This window comes from Vagococcus allomyrinae (assembly GCF_017829975.1).
In the GTDB taxonomy this organism is placed as follows: Bacteria; Bacillota; Bacilli; order Lactobacillales; family Vagococcaceae; genus Vagococcus_D; species Vagococcus_D allomyrinae.
This window is the reverse complement of record NZ_JAEEGA010000007.1, coordinates 234295-255231: the sequence shown is the minus strand read 5'-3', so window position 1 is coordinate 255231 and position 20937 is coordinate 234295. Positions and strand designations below refer to the sequence as shown.

Sequence of the window (20937 nt, the reverse complement as noted above, 5' to 3'; positions counted from 1 at the left end):
TCAATATCGTTATAATGGTAATGAGATTGAGAATTTTTCAACAGAGAAAGGAACTTACCATAATGAGTAATATTTTAATCATCGAGGACGAGAAAAATTTAGCTCGCTTCGTCGAACTGGAGTTAAAACATGAAGGTTATAACGCTGAGGTTCACTATAATGGAAGAACAGGTCTGGAAGCTGCTTTAAGTGGGGACTGGGATGCTATTCTTTTGGATTTAATGTTACCAGAATTAAATGGGTTAGAGGTTTGTCGCCGTATCCGTCAGACAAAAAATACGCCGATTATTATGATGACGGCACGTGATTCTGTGATTGATCGTGTATCAGGGTTGGATCATGGCGCCGATGACTATATCGTGAAGCCTTTTGCAATCGAAGAATTATTAGCACGTTTACGTGCGTTACTTCGTCGTATTGACATTGAAGGAGATAAAAATATCACCAAACAAACGACTATTTCTTATCGTAATTTAACCATCGAAAAAGAAAATAGAATTGTCCGCCGAGATACCGATATCATTGAATTAACAAAACGCGAATACGAGTTATTATTAACTCTAATGGAAAATGTCAATGTCGTCTTGGCAAGAGATGTTTTACTTAATAAAGTCTGGGGTTATGAAACAGAAGTAGAAACAAACGTCGTAGATGTGTATATCAGATATTTAAGAAATAAAATTGACGTACCTGGCGAAGAAAGTTATATTCAAACTGTTCGTGGTACTGGTTATGTGATGAGGTCCTGATGTTTAAGCGTCTTAAAGCAATCAAAGAAAAATTTAGTTTTAATCTAGTGCTCACTGTAAAGTGGGCACTTCTTACATCTACGTTTATTTTTATTTTGTTTATGATTTTCGCGTTTATTACTTATCAAACTAGTACTGGCTTAATGGTTAAACAAGAGAAGGATAACTTAAAAGATTCTTTGTCTCAGTTGATAGGACGGTTGGAGCAATCAGAAGTCGATTTAACCATTCGAAACACGACCTTCTTTTTGAAAAACTCGCCGCGAAATTCATCTGGTGATCTGACAGCAGAGACAATTGAGGCTAATTTAATTCAGTTAAACAGTTTTCTGTCAGATCTATCTCAACCGAATCTTTCGGTTTCCGTGTTTAACTCTGACAAAAAACAAGTCTTTGAAACGCGAACAACTGGACTAGCTTACCAAGGTGGGGATAAGAAGAAAATTAGTGAGGAGCAGTTTGGAGATAAGACGGGATATTTGGCAACACAGCCTGTTTATTCAGCTAAAACGAATGAATTAGTCGGCTATGTGCAGTTGTTTTACGATCTAACCTCAGTCTATTCTATTCGCTCGCGGTTGTTAAGCACAATGGTCTTGTTAGTTTCTGTAGGAATGGTCGTCAGTCTGGTTCTGGGTTTCTTGCTATCATCGTACTTTCTAAGGCCATTAAAAAAGATTACCGATACGATTGCCATTATTAAAAGCGAACCTCAATCTGATGTTAGATTGCCGGCGTTACAGACTAAAGACGAGTTTTCAGATTTAACTGAAGTGTTTAACGATATGATGGATCGAATGCAGAAATTTATTATCCAACAACAGCAGTTTGTTGAAGATGTCTCTCATGAGCTAAGGACTCCTGTCGCGATTATAGAGGGGCATTTAAAGCTTTTAACTCGTTGGGGTAAGGATGATCCAGAAATACTAGAAGAGTCTTTAGAAGCCTCGCTACAGGAGATTACGCGGATGAAAAGCCTGGTGCAGGAGATGTTGGATTTATCGAGAGTCGAGCAAGTGGAGTTTCAACATAAAAATGATGTATCGCAGGCTCAGGAAGTAACTCATCAAACTTTTAATAACTTCAAAATTTTATACGAAGATTTTACGTTTATTTTAGATGATGATTTGCCACATGAACTAAAGGTGGGAATTTATCGCAATCATTTTGAACAGCTCTTGATTATTATTTTAGATAATGCGGTTAAGTATTCTCAAGATCGTAAGGAAATTCATATGTCAGTTTCTTCTAATCAAGCTGAATTGGAAATCGCTATTCAGGATTATGGTGAAGGCATTAGTGAGGAAGAAGTTGGGCAAATTTTTAATCGTTTTTACCGTGTTGATAAAGCTCGTAGCCGTCATAAAGGTGGCAATGGCCTCGGCTTGTCAATTGCCAAGGAATTGGTTGAAAGTTATGGCGGGCGCATTTATGTCGAGAGTGCCATCGGAGTTGGCACGATTTTTAGAATATTTTTACCAATCAAAAAAGAGCCGACTGGTCAGATGTGAGTTTGACCCGTTAGCTCTTTTTTTGTGTGCAGATCATGCTACTTCCACGATATCAGATGTAATTCCTAGTTCTTTGCGGTAGTATTGCATCATATTCGCACCATTTGAGGCTTGTTCACCAAAGTTAACATAGTGAAGCTTTTCGTAAAATGCCCATGCTGATTCTCTAGCGTATAAGACGACTTCTTGATACCCCATTTGGATGGCCACGTTTTCCGCATAAGTCATTAAATATTGGCCAATTTTACGCCCGCGATATTCGGATGAAACGGCCACTTGTTTAATTTGGCCCACACCATCTCGTTCCGTATGGTCTAAGAAAAGCGTTCCAACAACATCGCCCTTAATCATGGCAACAATGTGAACGACATGTTCTTCATGAGTTGGTGGGTGAGTAATGAGATCTAAGCCACTGGGCCGGTTTAAACTGTCATTGCGCAGCTTGATTGCAGAAAGATACTCTGGACTTTGCCAAGAGACTATCTTGAGTTTTAAATCGTTGTTAAAGCGTCCTTTTCGCAAGCGCTTTTTGAGGAGTCTAATTTTATTCTTCATCGTTAGAACCCCCTATAACAATCTGGAGTACACATCAAAATCAGTTGAATGCTCAGACGTTGGCGCATAAATCAGACTCGTGTCTCTAAATAAGGTTGTCAATAATAATATAAATTTTTTCATGGCTAAAAACCCTCTTTCACTTATAATAGGTCAAACAAAATAAGTGGAAAGAATAAGGATGGGCTGATCATTACACCACAACGCTGAGAAAAACACAGCTTATTGTTAAGAAGTTGTGGTTGAATCTGTCGAGCTATTTTCTTGTTCTTTCCTGGTTATCGATATACTCCCGTCCATCTTCAACCACCTCCTAAATAATTACGTAGTATGAATACAATCTGATTTGTTTGTCATGAAAAAAGCCCTACATTGAGCACACTCAGCGTAGGGCAGACAGTCAAAAAAAGTCGCGATTCTACGTTGAGCTTTAGCACTAGACAACGTAAAAGATTAATATCTAATCTTTAGATGCATTCAGAAAAGCCTTAATCGACGATTCATGTTTTACCCATTGGCATCTCTCGATGTTTCTGGGCAGCATCCTGTGTTTGTATAGAAGCCTCACCTAACAAATCAACTATTTGTATTTGACATAAAGATAACATGGAAAAATAGAAAATGCAAGCTAAAAAAACCATCTTTTTCCCGTCGTGAAAAGTTCACAAACGACGGGTTGTTTAGACCGTTATTTTCAGATTATTTCGACAATTTATTTGGTTGAGAAAGTTGTCAAAAGCTTGTCTATCCAAGCTTTTTTAACTCGCTTTTTGCGACAAAAAAACGGCTCACCGATCAATAGGTAAGCCGTTCTTAAGGTGTTAAATAAAGATCCCTAAGATTGTGAAAATAATTGCTGAAATGACAGCGGAAATCGGTAAGGTGATCACCCAAGTGAAGAGCATTCGCTGACCAGTATCCCATTTAACGCCTTTGATTCGATGAGAAGCGCCAACTCCCATGATCGCGGAGCTAATGACATGGGTGGTGCTGACAGGTAAATGAAAGAGGGTGGCACTGAAAATAATCATCACAGAGCTGACGTCGGCTGCCACGCCACTGACGGGTTTAATTTTCATGATTTTCCCACCAACTGTTTTGATAATTCGCCAACCACCTACACTGGTTCCGATGGCCATAGCAGTCGCACAAGCGACTTGAACCCAGCGTTGAACATCATCGCCAGTTTGATAGCCATTGGCAATTAAAGCCATGGTGATAATCCCCATGGCCTTTTGTGCATCATTGGTACCGTGGGTGTAGGACTGGAGGGCGGCAGTTAAAATTTGAAATAAACGAAAGCGAGTATTGGCTTTCGAAAGATTGGCGTTTTTGAAAATGGTTTTAATCAAGGTGTAGACGAGATAGCCAACAATAAAGGCGATAATCGGTGATGCGATCAACCCGATGATAATCATCACAAACCCCGAATATTTTATTGCATTGAAGCCAGCTGAAGCAATTGCAGCTCCAGCAATTGCGCCGATAAGCGCATGAGACGAGCTGCTTGGAATGCCAAAATACCACGTGACAAGGTTCCAAATAATGGCTGAAATTAAGGCTGCCAAAATAACAACTTCTCCTTTAGGGAGGGTGATTGGGTCAACGATTCCTTTGGTGATAGTTTTGGCCACGCCAGTGAATGAAATCGCACCAAGAAAATTCATGATAGCAGCCATCATAATGGCGTGTTTTGGTTTTAGCGCTTTGGTGGAGACACTTGTGGCGATGGCATTTGCTGTGTCGTGAAAGCCGTTGATTAAGTCAAAGATGAGAGCAGCTGCGACAATTAACACAGTAACGAAAAACATGTGATCCATTTAAGCCGGCCCCCTACGCGTTTTTCATCACGATTGAGTTGAGTGTCTTAGAGACGTCTTCACAGAAATTCGCGATTTCTTCGAGGTTTTCGTAAACTGTTTTATAACGGATTAACCGAATGGGGTCTTGCTCTTCTTGAAATAGTGTTAAAAGAGCTTCCCGATAAAGGGTGTCACAAGCTGATTCGTGCTGTTTGATTTTTTTAGAGTGAGCGTTGATTAATTTCAGTTTTTTAGTAAAAATGTGATCAACTGCCGTTGCGATTTCATCGGTTGCACCAGATATTTCCGCTGCCATTTTTGTGATAACGTCATTAAATTTAGACAGATGACAAATTTCAAAAGAGAGTGCGGCTTTCTCCATGGCATCCAAAACATCATCAATTCGATTTGTTAGTTCTAAAATATCTTCCCGTTCAATGGGTGTGATGAATGTATCATTTAGTTGGACGATCATTTGATAGACAAAGCGATCTCCTTTAGACTCGTAATTATTGATTGTTTCAGAAAAAACAGTAACATCTTCTGGTTTTTCTAGAGAAAATGAAGAAAAATAATCAGCAGCCTCTTTTAGGTTAACTGTCATTTCATGTAGTAGCTCAGCAAATTGATCTTTTTTGTTTCTTGCGAACATTGTAAAAATCTCCTAACTATAGTGAAGTTAAAAACACAAGTTCAATGTTAACATATAAAGCGTTTTTTAACTATGATAATTTTGGGTATTTTTGAAAATTACATTAAACATTTCATTTTTAAATAAAAAAACGACTCAATCCTAGGTTTTAGAAAGACAAAAACCGTTTGAAAAATCTCCAAACGGTTTAAGGGGAATCATTGTAATGAGTTAATTCCCCCTTAGTGACTGAGGGATAATGTTTTAAGTCTCTTAACAGCTTTAAAGTAAGAGTAGAGCAATACGACGACTGAGCCAAGCCAAGCTAAGGGGCCGGCGATAGCGGCACCAACAAAGCCGAACAAGGCAGTTAAGACAAGGGCTGCAAAGGAACGCATGATCAATTCGACAATACCAGCTACTGTCGGAATGACACTTTGCCCAAGTCCTTGTAGCGTATAACGGATGATAAAGAGAATGGCTAAAATCCAATATAAGCTACCATTAATATTGAAAAATGTTTGAGCCAAGCTGATAACGGCCGTTTCTTGCGGACTGACAAAGAGAGTGACTAATTGCCCGCCAAATAAAATAACGATTAGGCCGGCAACGATACTAAAGCCAACACTCAATATTAAACATTGGCGAACCCCTTTAAGAATTCGCTGATATTCTTTGGCCCCGTAGTTTTGAGCAGTATAGGTTGCCATTGTTACGCCAAAGGATGCCATAGGCAAAACAGCAAATTGATCAATTTTACTTGCGGCAGCTTGAGCGGCCACCACATCAGTGCCTAACCCGTTGAGAGCGGTTTGTAAAATGATGGCACCGATCGCGATGATCGAAGCTTGAAAAGCCATTGGTAAGGCAATCCGAATATGGCTGTAGCATTCTTCCCAAACAAAAGTAAAATCTTTTTTAGACAGTTGGAGTTGGGGAATGCTACGCTTGATATACAAGACGCATAGAATAGCTGAAACAGCTTGAGCTGAGACAGTTGCAATACCAGCACCTGAGACTCCGAAATCAAGATAGACAATTAATAAAACATCTAAAGCGACATTAACGACACTCGCAACAATTAAAAAGACTAAAGGCGTGCGGCTGTCTCCCAAGGCTCGAATTACATTTGAGAGCAAATTGAAGGCCATGGCAGCGAAGATGCCGATGATGATAATAGCAATAAATGTATAGGCATCATCGATGATGTCAGCTGGTGTTTGCATTAATACTAACATCGGCCGAATAAATAGCAAGCCAAGGATGGTTAAGATCACCGTCACTACGGCGCTTATTAAAATGCTCATAGCGAAGCTGCGTTTAATCCCTTGATAGTCTCGAGCGCCGAATCGTTGGGCGGAAATAATCGATAATCCTGCTGTTAAGCCTTGAGCGAAACCGATGATTAAAAAGGTCAGGCTGCCAGTCGAGCCTACGGCAGCTAGCGCATTTTTGCCTAATACTTGACCAACAATGATCATATCAGCCATATGGTAAAACTGTTGAAAGACATTGCCGATTAGCAATGGAATGGTGAAAAGTAAAATTAATTTAATCGGGTTACCACTTGTTAAATCTTTCAAAATACGCCTCCTACTGTGTCACTAATATCTATTCAGATTATCACAAAATAATGGAATAACAATAGTTTATTTTTTCAAAAGAATGTATTATCTGATATGGTTGCAATCGTTAAGAGGCAACTATTAGGGATTTAACGGGAAACTTTCCTCGTTAAGTGGTTGTTCGCCCATGGAGCTGAGCGCAAAAAAGAGGTTGGAACGATTGTTCCATCCTCTTGTATCGTTACTTACGATTTTGCTGGCGACCAGCGTTTCGGCCACCTTGAGCATTTTTATTCAATTTAGTTGCATTGTAACCTTTTGACTTTGGTTGTGACGGCGTTACATCTTTTGGTTTAACAACCGGGATCTTGACTTCTTTTGGGGGATTCTTGCGGAATTCTTCGGCAATTTGAGCGCGGATCCGCGGTTTTTGATAAAAGTTACTAATGATTGTTTGAATACAAGAGAAGATACCACCGATAACCCAGTAAAGAGTGACCCCTGCTGGGGAACTTAACGAGATAAAGCCGATCATCAATGGAGACATAAACATCATTGTCTTCATTTGTTTTTTCTGTTCTTCAGGAATTCCGATGGTTCCTAAATAGCTTTGTAAGAGATAACTCAAGGCAGCTAGGACGGTGAAAATCATGTTTGGTTTACCGAGATTAATTCCTAGGAATGTGGCAGTGTCGATCCCTGGCATATATTTAATGGTAAAGAACAGTGCTGTAAAGACTGGCATTTGAATCAAGAGTGGTAAACACCCCATGCCGCCAAACATACTCATGTTGTTATCTTTGTAGAAAGCTTGCATTTCTTGTGTGGCAGCCATTTGTTCTTCTTGAGTAACAGCCGCTTTTTGTTTTTGTTGTAAGGCATCAATTGATGGTTTTAGAAACTGCATTTTTTCTGATTGTAAACTGGCTTTTTTAGATTGGTGCAAACCCAAAGGTAAGATAATGGCTCTGACAATTAAAGTGAACACGATGATCGCGAGTCCGTAGTTACCGCCAAACATATCCACGAAAAAAGTAATGAGTTTACTGAACGGTTCGACTAATAGATTGTATACCCAGCCTTCTCCAGTTGGTTTTCCAGCATTAGGCCCAGATTTGATCGTCTGAACACAGCCTGAAAGGGTTAATGCTAAGCTGAACATCCCAGATGCTAACAGCCATTTTTTAAATTTTTTCTTCATTAGTTTCTTCCTTTTTTCAAAATTTACTCGTAAAGACTACTATAATAGATTTTAACGCTTTTTTCAATTGAAATCGTCAAAAATAATATAACAGCTATCTCCCTGCATTTAGTAGGTCACGTTAAAACTGGTCCGTTCTTTTATGGAATCATCGTAGCTTATCTCACATTGATCAACTCGACCGCTTGGCGAAGGAGATGCTTTTATCAGATTAATAAAATCAGTTAAGGCTGCTTCAGGCCCATTTGCCTCAATGTAAACGGCGCCATCATGTTCATTACGAACGATGCCACAAATCCCTAAACGATCGGCAGCCATTTTTGTGAGAAAGCGAAACCCCACGCCTTGAACCCGTCCATTAACGCGCATCCGAACTTTTTTCATGGTCAATCCTCCTTGTATTTTATAATGTTAACGATGACGTTTTCACTGGCCATCACTAAAAATAGTCATTATTATCTTAATTTTACCTGTAAAAAAAGTTTTTTCAATATCTAAATTGCGAAGAATTCTAGTCCTTATGATAATTCAGTGATATAATGTAGCGGAATCTATTCCAGAAGGAGACTTATCCGAATGATTGAAGTGAGTTCAACTAAAAATAATTTTGTTAAAGAATTGAAAAAGTTATCAAAAAAGAAATACCGTCAGGAGCAAGGCCATTATTTAATCGAAGGGCTTCATTTGATTGAAGAAGCGCTTAAGTCCAAAGCCAATGTTACGACGATTATCATGACTCATCAAGGCCAAGAGCTTTTGACGGAGCTACCATTGACTTCAGATAAGCGGGCTTATTACTTGTTAAGCGATGATGTTTTTAAGAGTGTCAGCGATGTTCCTGCCCCCCAAGGGATAATGGCTTTGGTCAAATTAGAGCAGGTCAACTCTTTGAAAAATCTTTCTGGCAGGCTCTTACTATTAGACAATGTTCAAGATCCTGGAAATGTGGGAACGATGATTAGGACAGCAGATGCAGCAGGTTATGCTGGAGTTGTTTTAGGAGAAGGGTGCGCCGATATTTACAATCCCAAAGTTTTGCGCTCGATGCAAGGGTCGCATTTTCATGTAACGATTGTAGAAGCAAATTTAGCAGCAATTATTTTTGAGTTAAAGGAAAAAGGGATGGGGATTTATGGCACGGAACTTAATCCTGAGGCAGTTGATTATCGTTTGTTGAAGTGTGCAGCTGATTTTGCTCTCATCATGGGGAATGAAGGGCAAGGAGTCTCATCCCAACTGTTACAGTTAACTGACAAAAATGTTTACATTCCGATAATAGGTCAAGCGGAATCCTTAAACGTTGCAGTCGCGGCAGGGATTTTAATGTTTTCATTACAATCTTAATATATTACGAAAACATTAATATTGCACGATAAAGTGGAATTATTTCGTTGTAGGTGATATTATAGATTTATTGTAAATTCTACGATTGTTTTTACGGGGATTTATCAACTTAAACGTCACTAAAAACGAAGGAAGTTATGTGCATTGAAACAAAATTGGCAAGAAGATCAAGAGTATATGTCTTACATTGAAGATTTAATTTACACAGATGAGGTACAAAGTCTAAGTGAGTTCAAACAACATCACTACTCTACACGGTTAGAACATTCTATTTCTGTTTCATATTTAAGCTATCGCTTGGCGAAAAAGTGGAATGGTAACGCCCGTGCAACAGCTCGTGCTGGTTTATTGCATGACTTATTTTATTACGATTGGCGGACGGAAAAATTCGATGGCGGAACCCATGCTTATGTTCATCCTAGAATTGCCGTGAAAAATGCTGAAAAACTAACAGAATTATCTGATTTAGAAAAAGACATCATCATCAAACATATGTGGCTAGCCACTATTGCACCACCTAAATACAAGGAAAGCTATATCGTGACCATGGTAGATAAATATTGTGCAACCCATGAAGCCTTGGTACCTGCATTCCGTCAAGCTAAAAATAAAGTGTATTCCATGTTAGGAATGGCTGGATAAGTGTTAAAAGTAGTCAACGAGCGGTTGGTTGACTGCTTTTTATTTTTATTGTGTTGAAATGCACAAACAGCTAGCTTATAATTAGTAAGGAAAGGTGCTATACTATATAAAAAGAGAGGTGAGAGGTATGGCCGAAATTCAAATAAGTACGGAATGCCAAGAGCGACAATTTACTTTATGCCCCAAATTCGAAAAAAGTTTTTCTATTTTAGGGAAACGTTGGAATGGTTTAATTATCGATGTTTTGTTAGAAGAAGGCTGTCAACGATTTGGTGAGCTTGCTGTAAAGATCCCCAATTTAAGCGACCGTGTTTTAGTGGAGCGTTTAAAAGAGCTGGAAGTTAACGAGATAGTTGAACGAATTGAAGATAAGGATAATAGTAAAAAGGTTGAATACCGTCTAACAGAAAAAGGACGAGATTTGAAAAGCGCCATGACTGAAATTCAAAAATGGTCAGAAAAATGGCTGTCTGTCGAGGAAAGCAGTTGACCTTCTGAATAGTTTCTTGTAGACTGTAAAGTAATAGAGAGAAAAACGTTGAGGGAAAAAAGTAATTTGGTATTAAAGAGAGCAGGGATGGTTGCCGCAGACTGAAAGCGACCACTCTTTAACTAGATGAAGTTCACTTCCTGAGTCACTTGGTGTTTAAGCTAAGTCGGTGAGTCCACCGTTAACAAAGAAAAGTGTACGACATAGTCGTAAATTAGGATGGTACCGCGAGACTTCGTTCCTTTATGGAATGAAGTCTTTTTTGCTGTTTTGCAAAGGAGCGTTCAATTGCCGAATTGAAGGAAGAGGCTGTTTCTTCTTACTACTTTGTTAAAGTGAAGCGGGATTAAAACAAGGGGGCCGAGATAGTTATATCTTTTTTCTATCTCGTAAAAATACTGCTTGCTGATTCTTCAACCACTCTTCTATTCAATTAGATTGTAGATAAAACCATAGAAAGGAATTAATATCATGTCTTTAAAAGAACAATTAGAAATGCTAAAAGCTGAAACTGTTGATAAAATTGCCAACAGTGATGCGTTACATGAATTAAATCAGATTCGCGTAGAAACACTTGGAAAAAAAGGACCCATTACAGAAGTATTACGAGGAATGAAGGATTTAACTGCGGAGGAGCGCCCGTTAGTCGGCAGTTTTGCCAATGAAATTCGCGATTATTTAGCAGCTAAGATTGAAGAGAAAAAAATAGCATTAGAATTGGCTGAGATGAATGCTGCTTTGGAAAGTGAAACCTTGGATGTTACCTTGCCAGGAAGACACGTTCCTCAAGGGACGGCTCACGTGCTAACTCAGACCATGCAAGAAATGGAAGATATTTTTATCGGAATGGGCTACCAAGTTGTGGAAGGTTTTGAAGTTGAGCAAGATCATTACAATTTTGAACGGATGAATTTGCCAAAAAATCATCCCGCTCGTGATATGCAAGATACTTTTTATATTACAGAGGAGTTGCTTTTAAGAACACATACGTCGCCCGTTCAAGCTCGGACGATGGAAAAACATGATTTTTCTAAAGGACCTTTGCGGATGATCAGCCCAGGGAAAGTCTTCCGTCGTGATAGTGATGATGCAACGCACAGTCACCAATTTCATCAGATTGAAGGATTGGTCATCGATAAAAATATTACCATGGGTGATCTAAAAGGAACGCTTGAAGTGGTGATGAAAAAGATGTTTGGTGATGAGCGGGAAATTCGCCTGCGCCCTAGTTATTTTCCTTTCACAGAACCGTCTGTTGAAGTCGATGTTAGCTGCTTTAAATGTGGTGGTGAAGGATGTAATGTTTGTAAACAGACAGGCTGGATAGAAATTTTAGGTGCTGGGGTTGTTCATCCGAATGTTTTAGAGATGTCAAATATTGATTCAACCGTCTACAGCGGATTCGCATTTGGCATGGGACCTGATCGAATCGCTATGTTGCGCCACGGCGTTAACGATATTCGTTATTTTTATCAAAATGATATTCGTTTCTTAGAACAATTCAAGGTAAAGGAGTAATACTATGTTAGTATCTTATAAATGGTTGAATGAATTAGTTGATTTGTCAGTGACAGCTGATGAATTAGCAGATAAAATGTCACGTACAGGAATTGAAGTAGAGGAAGTTAATGTTCCGGAAGAGGGCTTGAAAAAAATTGTTGTCGGCGATGTTAAAGAGTGTGAGCCACATCCTGACAGTGATCATTTGTCAATTTGTCAAGTTGATGTGGGCGAAGAGGAGTTGTCGCAAATCGTCTGTGGGGCTCCTAATATTAAGGCTGGGAAAAAAGTCATTGTGGCATTGCCAAATTCGCGAATCACCGGTAATGTGAAGATAAAAAAAGGCAAGATGCGTGGTCAGGTATCCCTTGGCATGATCTGTTCTTTACAAGAGCTTGGTTACTCAGATAATTTAATTCCTAAAGAATACGCAGATGGTATCTATTTCATGCCGGATGAGGCGATTCCCGGCGAACCTGTCTTTCCGTATTTGGAGATGGATGATGCGATAATTGAGTTGTCGATCACAGCCAATCGGGCTGATGCTTTAAGTATGCGTGGCGTGGCTCATGAAGTAGGCGCTATTTATCGTCAAAAACCTGTCTTTCCGACTAAAGAATTGATAGAAGACAATAGCGCAAAAATTGCTGATTATTTAACCGTCAAAGTTGAAGAGGTAACGGATACACCTAATTACCGAATGCGTGTTGTGAAAGATGTGACAGTTAAAGAGAGTCCCTTGTGGTTACAAACTCGTCTGATGAATGAAGGAATTCGTCCAATCAGCAATGTTGTCGATGTCACGAATTACGTACTATTGCTTTTTGGACAACCGATGCATGCCTTTGACTATGACAAAATTGGCAGTAAAGAAATTGTTGTTCGTCGTGCGCGGGACGAAGAAGTTCTGAAAACCTTAGATGGTGAAGAAAGACGCTTAACGCCAGCTAATATTGTGATTACAAATGGTCAAGAACCAATTGCTTTGGCTGGTGTGATGGGTGGCTATGATTCAGAAATCGTTAGCACGACAACAACTGTGGCACTAGAAGCAGCGACTTTTGAACCGATTACGACTCGTTTGACCTCGAAACAATTTGGTTTACGTAGTGAATCAAGCAGTCGTTTTGAAAAGGGGATTAATCTTGAGACAGTTCAAGAGGCCTGTGATTTTGCTGCTGCAATGGTAGCCGAACTTGGCGAAGGGACCGTTGTTTCTGGTGAAATAGTGGCCTCTGAAACAAAGGCACCGAAAGTAGAAATTGATATTACCTTAACTAAAATAAATCGTTCATTAGGAACGGATTTAACAGCGGAAATCGTGGGTGAAATTTTTGAAGCTTTAGGTTTTCCGTTTACGGTTGTTGAGGGTGCTTTTACAGTCAATATACCTGCACGTCGTTGGGACATTACGATTGAAGCTGACCTGGTCGAAGAAGTCGCTCGAATTTATGGATACGATAATTTGCCTTCTACATTACCAAGTGGTGAAGCTTTACCTGGAGCCCTGACACGCAAACAACAATTAGTACGGACGACTCAAACAACTTTAGAAGGTAGTGGCTTAACAGAAGCCATTAGTTACGCGTTGACAACAGAAGCTAAAGCGATAGAGTTTGTTTTAGAACAGCAGGCCGTGGTTAAACTACAGTCACCAATGAGTGAAGACCATGCTGTTTTACGTCAAAATCTGACAAGTGGTTTGTTGACAGATCTTGCATACAATGTGGCTCGGAAAAATAGTGATGTGGCGTTATTCGAAATCGGTAATGTTTTCAGCAACACTGATTCAGGACAAATGCCGACTGAAGGACGTCATTTAGGAATGGCTATCACTGGTGCTTGGGCAGACAAGACGTGGCAGGTTGCTAAAACACCAGTTGATTTTTATTTACTAAAAGGCATCTTTGAAAACCTACTTGAGGTAATTGGGGCAGATAGCTTAGTCACATTCGAACCAACGGCAGATTTACCTGCTTTACATCCAGGACGGACAGCTAAGATTATCATTGATGGTCAAGCTATTGGTTTTATTGGTCAGATCCATCCTTTGACAGCGAAGGAATATAGTATTAATGAAACCTATGTTTTGGAAGTTGACTTAGACTGCCTGTTTGATCAAGAACTAGTCGGTATAGATTATGAGGTTGTCTCAAAGTTCCCTTCTATGAAACGGGATATCGCTCTGTTAGTTGATACAACTGTTTCCAATCAAGAGTTAGTCACAGTCATTAAAGGGCATGGTGGTAAGTTCTTACAAACGGTTCAACTGTTTGATATCTTCCAAGGTGAAAAACTAGGCGCTGGCAAGAAATCAATGGCTTACTCATTGAGTTTCCAAAACCCTGAGGCAACTCTTATCGATGATGAGGTAACCGCAGCGATGGCTAAAATCGAAAATGCATTAGTAAATGAGTACAGTGTAGAAATAAGGTAATAAGCACCGTCTTGTGAATTGCTGGCATTGTTCTATTTGTTCGTCGATATCGCTAACTCTTTGATGGGGAGCAAAATTAGCATCGGTTGGATTTTAGAGAAATGAACGTGTGTTTACTATCGACTAAAAAGAGCATTTGTTTGGCGAAAAAAGGCCGAATGAATGTTCTTTTTTAGTGATAAGGATCATTTTTGCTAGGAGGAAAATTTAGGCTAGTAATTTCCGTTGAATATTGGTAAAATAGACAAATCACTTTTGTGCAAAAAATCACGAAAACTTACAGAAAAGTGTCGGGAGAAGTGAAGGAAAGTAGGAGAATAAATGAAGGAAACGAAGCTAAAGAAAGAAATTTCCGGTTTGACGGCTTTAACGGTTGTTGTAGGGACCGTCATCGGGGCAGGGGTTTTCTTTAAGCCAACGGCCGTATTTGGTGCTTCTGGCGGTGCAGGATTAGGGATGCTGGCTTGGCTGGTTGGCGGGGTTATTGCCATTTGTGGCGGTCTGACAGTAGCAGAAATTGGCACATTAATTCCTGAGACAGGCGGCATGATGGTATTTTTAGAAAAGATATTTGGTAAACCACTAGGCTTTTTAGTTGGTTGGGCTCAATTGGTCGTATATTTTCCTGCTAATATTGCAGCCTTGAGTATCATTTTTGGGACTCAGGCGGTTAATTTGTTAGGCTTGACTCAATTTTGGATTGTTCCTGTTAGTATCACAGCGATTATCATCATCACTATTATCAATGGGATTGGTAATAAAGCTACGGGGGCCTTACAGACGACTGCGACGTTTATGAAGATTATTCCTTTAGTCGTCCTGATTATTGCTGGTTTATGGTTGAATAAAGACCCTTTAACAGTCACACTATTTCCTTTAAGTCAGGGAAGCAGAAGTTTTGCTAGTAGTTTTGGGGCGAGTTTGGTAGCCACACTTTTTGCTTACGACGGGTGGATGAATGTCAGTGCTCTATCAGGTGAGATGAAAAACCCCAGTCGAGATTTACCGCGAGCGATTGTCGGAGGCTTATCAATTGTTATCGCACTCTATCTGATGATTAATATGGCTTATCTGAATGTGATGACGGCCCAAGAACTTGCAAATACTGTCACACCAGCCGCTGATGTGGCCACGTTATTATTTCCAGGCTTTGGCAGTAAATTGGTGACAGTCGGGATATTGATCTCCGTATTTGGCGGTATTAATGGCTATTCTATGGCAGCGTGGCGTGTTCCTTACGCCTTGGGATTGAAAAATATGTTACCTAAAAGCCAGTGGCTAGCTAAATTACATCCTAAAACCAATATGCCAATTAATGGCGGACTCGTGTTACTGGTTATCATTATTGGGATGATTCTATCTGGTTCATTTGATCAGCTAACGGATTTATCGGTTTTTGTTATTTGGATGTTTAATACGTTGACGTTTGTGGGTGTGTTTGTACTCAGAAAACGTCAGCCAGATACAGTTCGTAGCTACAAAGTTCCTTTGTATCCCTTTGTGCCATTGGTAGCGATTGTCGGTGGCGGCTTCATCGTGATCAACACATTGTTTGAACAACCTTTGAATGCCACTTTAGGGCTCGTCTTGACGGTTCTGGGGTTACCTTTATATTATTGGCACGAGAAAACTAAGCTGTAACAATTAGTGAAAGAGGAGCTGGGACAATAGTCTCAGCTTTTAATATTTCCACGAGTATTGTAGGATAGACGTGCTCTAAAGTCTACTGTCTTCGATCTCAACAAATTTTAAATGCTAAAGCATTAAGACTAGAAGATTGGATAATTTTTCAAAGTCCGAGCACTCGAAACAGCCGATTGTTCGGGCTTCTCAAGCTTGTTCAGGGTGTGTGTTTATTTATGGTAAGTAGAATTACGAGGAAATAGAACGACTTTGTCAATTGTTAAAATTCGCTAAGTGATGGCTGAGCTCCTTTGCATGTCCTCTCTTTCTGCTCTATAATTAAGAAAAGCCATGAAATAGGTGGTAAAATTCGTGAGAGGATGTTGTGCAATGGGGATAGATGTTAAAATGTTAGGAATGATTTTCATCATTAATCTGAGCTATATTACGTTGAATACGATCAGATTTATGTTAACGATGAAAGGGTACCGAAATATCGCCCCATTAGTCAGCATTGTAGAGATAACGGTTTATGTGTTGGGGTTAAATATGGTGCTTAGCCGTTTGGATAATCCTTGGAATTTAGCAGCCTATGCTTTAGGTTACGGGATAGGCGTCGGTATTGGGATTCGTTTGGAAGAATTTCTGGCTCTGGGTTATATCATGGTGACAGCGATTATCCCGGTCAAAGAGGAAAGTTCTATGGCTAATGACTTACGAGATGAAGGTTATGGTGTGACGGTGAGTTTTGGCTTTGGCCGTGAAGGTGAGCGGATGATTTTAGAAATATTGAGCTCCCGTAAAAATGAGCGCAGCTTATACAAATTAATCAAAGAAATAGAGCCGAGTGCTTTTGTAATTTCTCATGAGCCGAAATATATCAGTGGAGGTTTCTGGACGAAAAAGGTCAAGAAACGCCGCGATCATTTGTCACTTAAACAATAAATAAGAAAGCTGAACGAGGCATTGCTTTTATTGCGAAACTTCGTTGTCCCTAACTCTAACGAATAAATTCGTCAAAATAACGATAGCAATTAGTAGTCAGGGACATCGGGGACAGCCCTGAAAGAAAAGTAGCAAAATAGTTAAGTAATGCTACTACGTGTTGCGATCGAAGCGTAGTGTTGCCTCGTAAAGCTAGATCCAAACTACGATATAGAAAAAGTTTTATACTTTCTTATAAAGGAAAAAAGGGCATCAATAAGTGATGCTCTTTTTGGTGAGCAATTTAGGATATGTTATCGTAGCTTCAATAAGAATTTTAGGGTTAACTTAAACCAGGAAAGATATGCTGTTTTCAGGTTGCCAAAGGAATACATCAATGAATGGCTATAAAATGAAAGGTTAGGCAGTATAGAAGGAGTCATACTCTTTATTCAACTTTTTTTAGCCTCCTATAGCCAAGTTGGTTGTTCAGAATATAAGCGTGCAAATTAGATGAGCCTGTGATGCATCAAAAGCTTTATTCACCTTACAATCTATATATTCGAAAAAGCCGAGTGATGTCACTTGGTTTTTTTGAATAAATAACGTTCGATAAGGAAGTGGTTTTTGTGGGCGATGATCGAATTTCAGGTTAACTCTAGCTGTTGGGCTAGTTAGTTTTTACTGTTTAACGGACCTTTTTTTAATTCTGATGTTTTATTATATTGGTGTGTTGAAATTCGTACTTTTATATAGGTGATTACGAACGGAGTTATTTAAACTGTTCTTTCTTAGTTATAAAGTAATCAATTTATAGATGTTAATATTTTTATTTAGTCCAGTTAACCAGTGGAAATAAGGACTAAATAAATATTATTTTCACATGTGTAGATAACAGTTGCTAAAATCATTGAAATATTATATTATATTTAATAGTGTAGATTTGTTTTTTTATTATACGTTGTACGAAAAACGATCGTTTAAGGAAAGAAGGAATGAAATGAAAAAATGGGTGCAGAAGTTAGCGGTTTGTTCGATCGTTTTAAGCAGTTTACCTTATAATATTGTAGATGCTTCAATGGTTGAAGAACCTAATGAGATAACAACAGAAGAGTTGGAGACAATCGGAAGAACTGCTAGTGAAAGTACAACGGTATCGAGTGACTCCGAAGTAGTTCCTGTAAATCAGGAGCCTGTTACTGAAGAGCAACCGGTAGTTGTTGAGCCGGAACCAGTAGTGGCTGAGGTGGCTGAAGAACCTGTTGTGGAAGAAATAGTTCCAAAAGAAATCGTTGAAGCTACTGAGGGAGCAGAAGTTTTACGACCGATGCCAAGATCTCCAGAACAGTTTTATTTGTCAGTTGAAGGCGGAGATATGCTAGGCCGTGATGCTGGGCAAAATTTATCCTATTATGCAAATGATGGTATAAAAGTTACGATGAATGGCCATGTGAACGTAGATTTTAATGGAACAAACTCAGCTCGACTTATAAAAGATGGTGATTTAATAGTTGATTACAATGGGTTTCAACCAAATGGCTATACGTTTGATGCGACCTCGTACGTTACTTTGGGTGATGGTGAATACCGCGTTCAAATGTTGGCATTGAGAGACAATGCCGATGAACATGATGGACCAGATAATGGAAATGTGTATTTTTATGTATTAACTATTAAAGCCAATGCCGTGGTAATGAAACCAATTAATCCAGAAGCGTCAGATTTTGCTTTTGGTAATAATCGGGAAGATAAAAATGCAACCATCACCTTGACTTTGACGGACTTAAGCACTGGTATATCTATTGAAGATATAACATTGGAAAATCTACAAAGTGAATTAGACAAGTTAGATACAGGGGATTATCGTATTACTAATAATTCAACTGTTAGTCGGGGCACTCGTCCAGGAGTTGAGATTTCGGCAACCGATAGTGCCTCCGTTAATTTTAAAATTGAAGCAGGTGATGTAGTCGTTAATCATTACATTAATGGTGAAGCTGTGCCGTTTTCAACTTCAAGTCAAAGTGGAAAATTAGGCTCTGGTTTTGAAACAGAAGCATTAAGCGCAGAAGAATTAAAGACGTTAAAACCAGGCTATGAGCTAGATGCAGCTAAATCGCAACCAACGGTTTCAGGAGTCTATACTAAGACCCCTCAAACAGTGGATTACTACTACAAAAAGAAGCTGACAACTGTCAATGTTCAGTATATTGATGAAGTCACACGGCAACCGATTGAAGGCATGGTGTCAGAAATCATTACAGGAGAATTTGAATCAAGGTATACAACTGAGAAAAAGAGCACTGTTGGCTACGAATTTGTACAAGTTGATCCTACTGGCTCGCCAGCAGAAGGTTTTCATGGTCCTGAAAATAGTACGGTAACCTACGTTTATAAACGAGTTCAAACAAATTTAATCGTTAAACATTTAGATATTCAAGGTTTACCTATACCAGACGTAGCTGCTAATACGACACAAACGGTTGGTTCTTATAAAGATGCCTATGAGGCTAAAATAGCTGCTATTAAAGGGTATCGTTATGTCAAACTTGATGATGCTAGCGCTCCTGAATCAGGTTTATATGATATCAATGATAAGACCGTAATATTCTTATATGAAAAAATCCCGTCTACACTAATTGAGCAACATATTTTGGAAGATGGTACGAAACTGGTTCCTGACAAAGAGACACCAGGTGAGTATGGGGACGGTTATACGACAACTGTCAAAGACCTTGAGGGGTATGAGCTAGTTGTGACACCTGCTAATCCTACAGGAGAATATGGAGAAGTAGACACAACGGTTACTTACATTTATCGTAAAAAAGACACTCAGGTGATTGTCCACCATGAAACAAAAAATGGGATGGTCTTAACAGCGCCTGAACTACTACCTGGTAAATTCTCCGATGCTTATGTGACAACTCAAAAAGAATTTGAAGGGTATCGTTTGGTGGCGGTTCCGGAAAATGCTCAAGGTAATTACTCAATGATGACTCCTGATGTTACCTACATCTACGAGAAAATTCCATCTAATCTGGTGATTAAACATCTTGATGAACAAGGAAAAGAGTTATCTAGTACAAAAATAATTGCAGGTGAGTATGGTGAATCATATATTACTAAAGAAGCAGAAATTGAAGGATATGAGCTGATCGAAGTGCCAGCCAATCAAAATGGCCTTTATAGTGAGTCTGATACGACCGTCACCTATGTCTACAAGAAAAAAGCCACGGAAGTTATTGTTCACCATGTGGATCAAGCAGGCAATAAATTAGCGGATGATAGTACGATTAATGGATTTTTTAATGACGACTATCGTACAACGAAATTGCCAATTTCTGGCTATATTTACTTATTGGTTAAAGGGGCTCCGCAAAACGGCCAACATAAAGTGGTAACCCAAGAAGTCACATATGTCTATGCTAAAATTGTCCCACCAACTGTTGACACGGTTTACGAAGGAGCAACACATTTAAGCGGAACTGGAACACCAGGAACTCAAGTGATTATTACTTTCCCTGATGGTACAACTGTCACTGGAAATGTTGGCGAAGATGGTAAATGGTCAGTAGATGTACCTAAAAATGTTTACTTAAAAGAAGGTCAAATTAATTCGGCGATCTCTTATGATCCAGAGACTGGTTTTAAGTCAGAAAAAGGGAATGGAAAGGTACTCCCTCTACCGAAAAATACTGAAACGTCAAGCAGTAATGGGGCGACTACTAACAAGTCCGCAACAAACAAGACGGCAACTGTAAATAGCTCTCTCCCGAAAACAGGTGAAGTTAACCCGTCAGGGACAATTGGCTCAGGCTTGGCGTTATTGGGCCTTGTAGTCTTAAATTACTTAAAACGTCGAAAAATTTAACAATGCTAATTGAAGAAGCGTTAACGGGAGGCCGTTAGCACTTCTTTTTTTTTGGTTAAGTCTTTTTTTTTAGGATAGTTGCATGACACAGT

At 39.3% G+C, this 20937-nt stretch carries 16 protein-coding genes, 1 riboswitch and 1 other annotated feature; of the genes, 10 read left to right on the top strand and 6 right to left on the bottom strand.

Translation table 11 applies throughout. From position 1 onward, the window contains the following. Positions 1 to 62: 62 nt before the first annotated feature. Positions 63 to 749 carry a response regulator transcription factor gene (locus I6N95_RS12620; RefSeq protein ID WP_209528463.1) on the top strand — a complete coding sequence of 229 codons (687 nt, stop codon included), beginning with the start codon at positions 63 to 65 and terminating at the stop codon, positions 747 to 749. Then, positions 749 to 2260, top strand: a complete 1512-nt coding sequence (locus I6N95_RS12615) for a sensor histidine kinase (protein WP_209528461.1) — start codon at positions 749 to 751, stop codon at positions 2258 to 2260. Before I6N95_RS12620 ends, I6N95_RS12615 begins: the two co-directional genes overlap by 1 nt. A gap of 33 nt (positions 2261 to 2293) precedes the next feature. Here I6N95_RS12615 and I6N95_RS12610 read toward each other — a convergent pair whose 3' ends face one another. The 6 genes from I6N95_RS12610 to I6N95_RS12585 all read right to left on the bottom strand — a co-directional run bounded on the left by I6N95_RS12610 (position 2294) and on the right by I6N95_RS12585 (position 8398). Continuing rightward, positions 2294 to 2815, bottom strand: a complete 522-nt coding sequence (locus I6N95_RS12610; RefSeq protein WP_209528459.1) for a GNAT family N-acetyltransferase — start codon at positions 2813 to 2815, stop codon at positions 2294 to 2296. 409 nt (positions 2816 to 3224) lie between these two features. Beyond that, positions 3225 to 3398: riboswitch (M-box (ykoK) riboswitch) on the bottom strand. Between the two features lie 238 nt (positions 3399 to 3636). Beyond that, positions 3637 to 4635: an inorganic phosphate transporter gene (locus tag I6N95_RS12605; RefSeq protein ID WP_209528457.1), complete on the bottom strand. Its 999-nt coding sequence runs from the start codon at positions 4633 to 4635 to the stop codon at positions 3637 to 3639. A 13-nt stretch (positions 4636 to 4648) separates the two neighbouring features. Continuing rightward, complete coding sequence (locus tag I6N95_RS12600) at positions 4649 to 5269, bottom strand: DUF47 domain-containing protein (RefSeq protein ID WP_209528454.1); 621 nt, start codon at positions 5267 to 5269, stop codon at positions 4649 to 4651. Between the two features lie 221 nt (positions 5270 to 5490). Further along, positions 5491 to 6831: an MATE family efflux transporter gene (locus tag I6N95_RS12595; RefSeq protein ID WP_209528451.1), complete on the bottom strand. Its 1341-nt coding sequence runs from the start codon at positions 6829 to 6831 to the stop codon at positions 5491 to 5493. 223 nt (positions 6832 to 7054) lie between these two features. Then, complete coding sequence (gene yidC / locus I6N95_RS12590) at positions 7055 to 8014, bottom strand: membrane protein insertase YidC (RefSeq protein ID WP_209528450.1); 960 nt, start codon at positions 8012 to 8014, stop codon at positions 7055 to 7057. Between the two features lie 108 nt (positions 8015 to 8122). Next, positions 8123 to 8398 carry an acylphosphatase gene (locus I6N95_RS12585; RefSeq protein WP_209528448.1) on the bottom strand — a complete coding sequence of 92 codons (276 nt, stop codon included), beginning with the start codon at positions 8396 to 8398 and terminating at the stop codon, positions 8123 to 8125. Positions 8399 to 8590: 192 nt separating this feature from the next. On the opposite strand from I6N95_RS12585, the gene I6N95_RS12580 reads away from it, so the two are divergent. The 8 genes from I6N95_RS12580 (at position 8591) to I6N95_RS12545 (ending at position 20845) form a co-directional block, all read left to right on the top strand. Further along, a complete protein-coding gene (locus I6N95_RS12580; RefSeq protein ID WP_209528446.1) occupies positions 8591 to 9358 on the top strand; it encodes a TrmH family RNA methyltransferase in 768 nt (255 codons plus the stop codon). A gap of 177 nt (positions 9359 to 9535) precedes the next feature. Further along, the gene (locus tag I6N95_RS12575) at positions 9536 to 10000 is read left to right on the top strand and encodes an HD domain-containing protein (protein WP_430727538.1); all 465 of its coding nucleotides are present in this window, start codon (positions 9536 to 9538) and stop codon (positions 9998 to 10000) included. Positions 10001 to 10127: 127 nt separating this feature from the next. Then, positions 10128 to 10490: a winged helix-turn-helix transcriptional regulator gene (locus I6N95_RS12570; protein ID WP_209528443.1), complete on the top strand. Its 363-nt coding sequence runs from the start codon at positions 10128 to 10130 to the stop codon at positions 10488 to 10490. Positions 10491 to 10529: 39 nt separating this feature from the next. After that, positions 10530 to 10736, top strand: a binding site (T-box leader). 225 nt (positions 10737 to 10961) lie between these two features. Further along, a complete protein-coding gene (pheS, locus tag I6N95_RS12565; protein ID WP_209528442.1) occupies positions 10962 to 12008 on the top strand; it encodes a phenylalanine--tRNA ligase subunit alpha in 1047 nt (348 codons plus the stop codon). A 4-nt stretch (positions 12009 to 12012) separates the two neighbouring features. Then, positions 12013 to 14427 carry a phenylalanine--tRNA ligase subunit beta gene (gene pheT / locus I6N95_RS12560; RefSeq protein ID WP_209528440.1) on the top strand — a complete coding sequence of 805 codons (2415 nt, stop codon included), beginning with the start codon at positions 12013 to 12015 and terminating at the stop codon, positions 14425 to 14427. A 321-nt stretch (positions 14428 to 14748) separates the two neighbouring features. Beyond that, entirely contained in the window at positions 14749 to 16068 is a 1320-nt protein-coding gene (locus I6N95_RS12555) for an APC family permease (protein ID WP_209528438.1), read from the top strand. Positions 16069 to 16440: 372 nt separating this feature from the next. Beyond that, entirely contained in the window at positions 16441 to 16995 is a 555-nt protein-coding gene (locus I6N95_RS12550) for a DUF2179 domain-containing protein (protein ID WP_209528436.1), read from the top strand. A 979-nt stretch (positions 16996 to 17974) separates the two neighbouring features. After that, a complete protein-coding gene (locus I6N95_RS12545) occupies positions 17975 to 20845 on the top strand; it encodes a MucBP domain-containing protein (RefSeq protein ID WP_209528434.1) in 2871 nt (956 codons plus the stop codon). Positions 20846 to 20937: the final 92 nt, after the last annotated feature.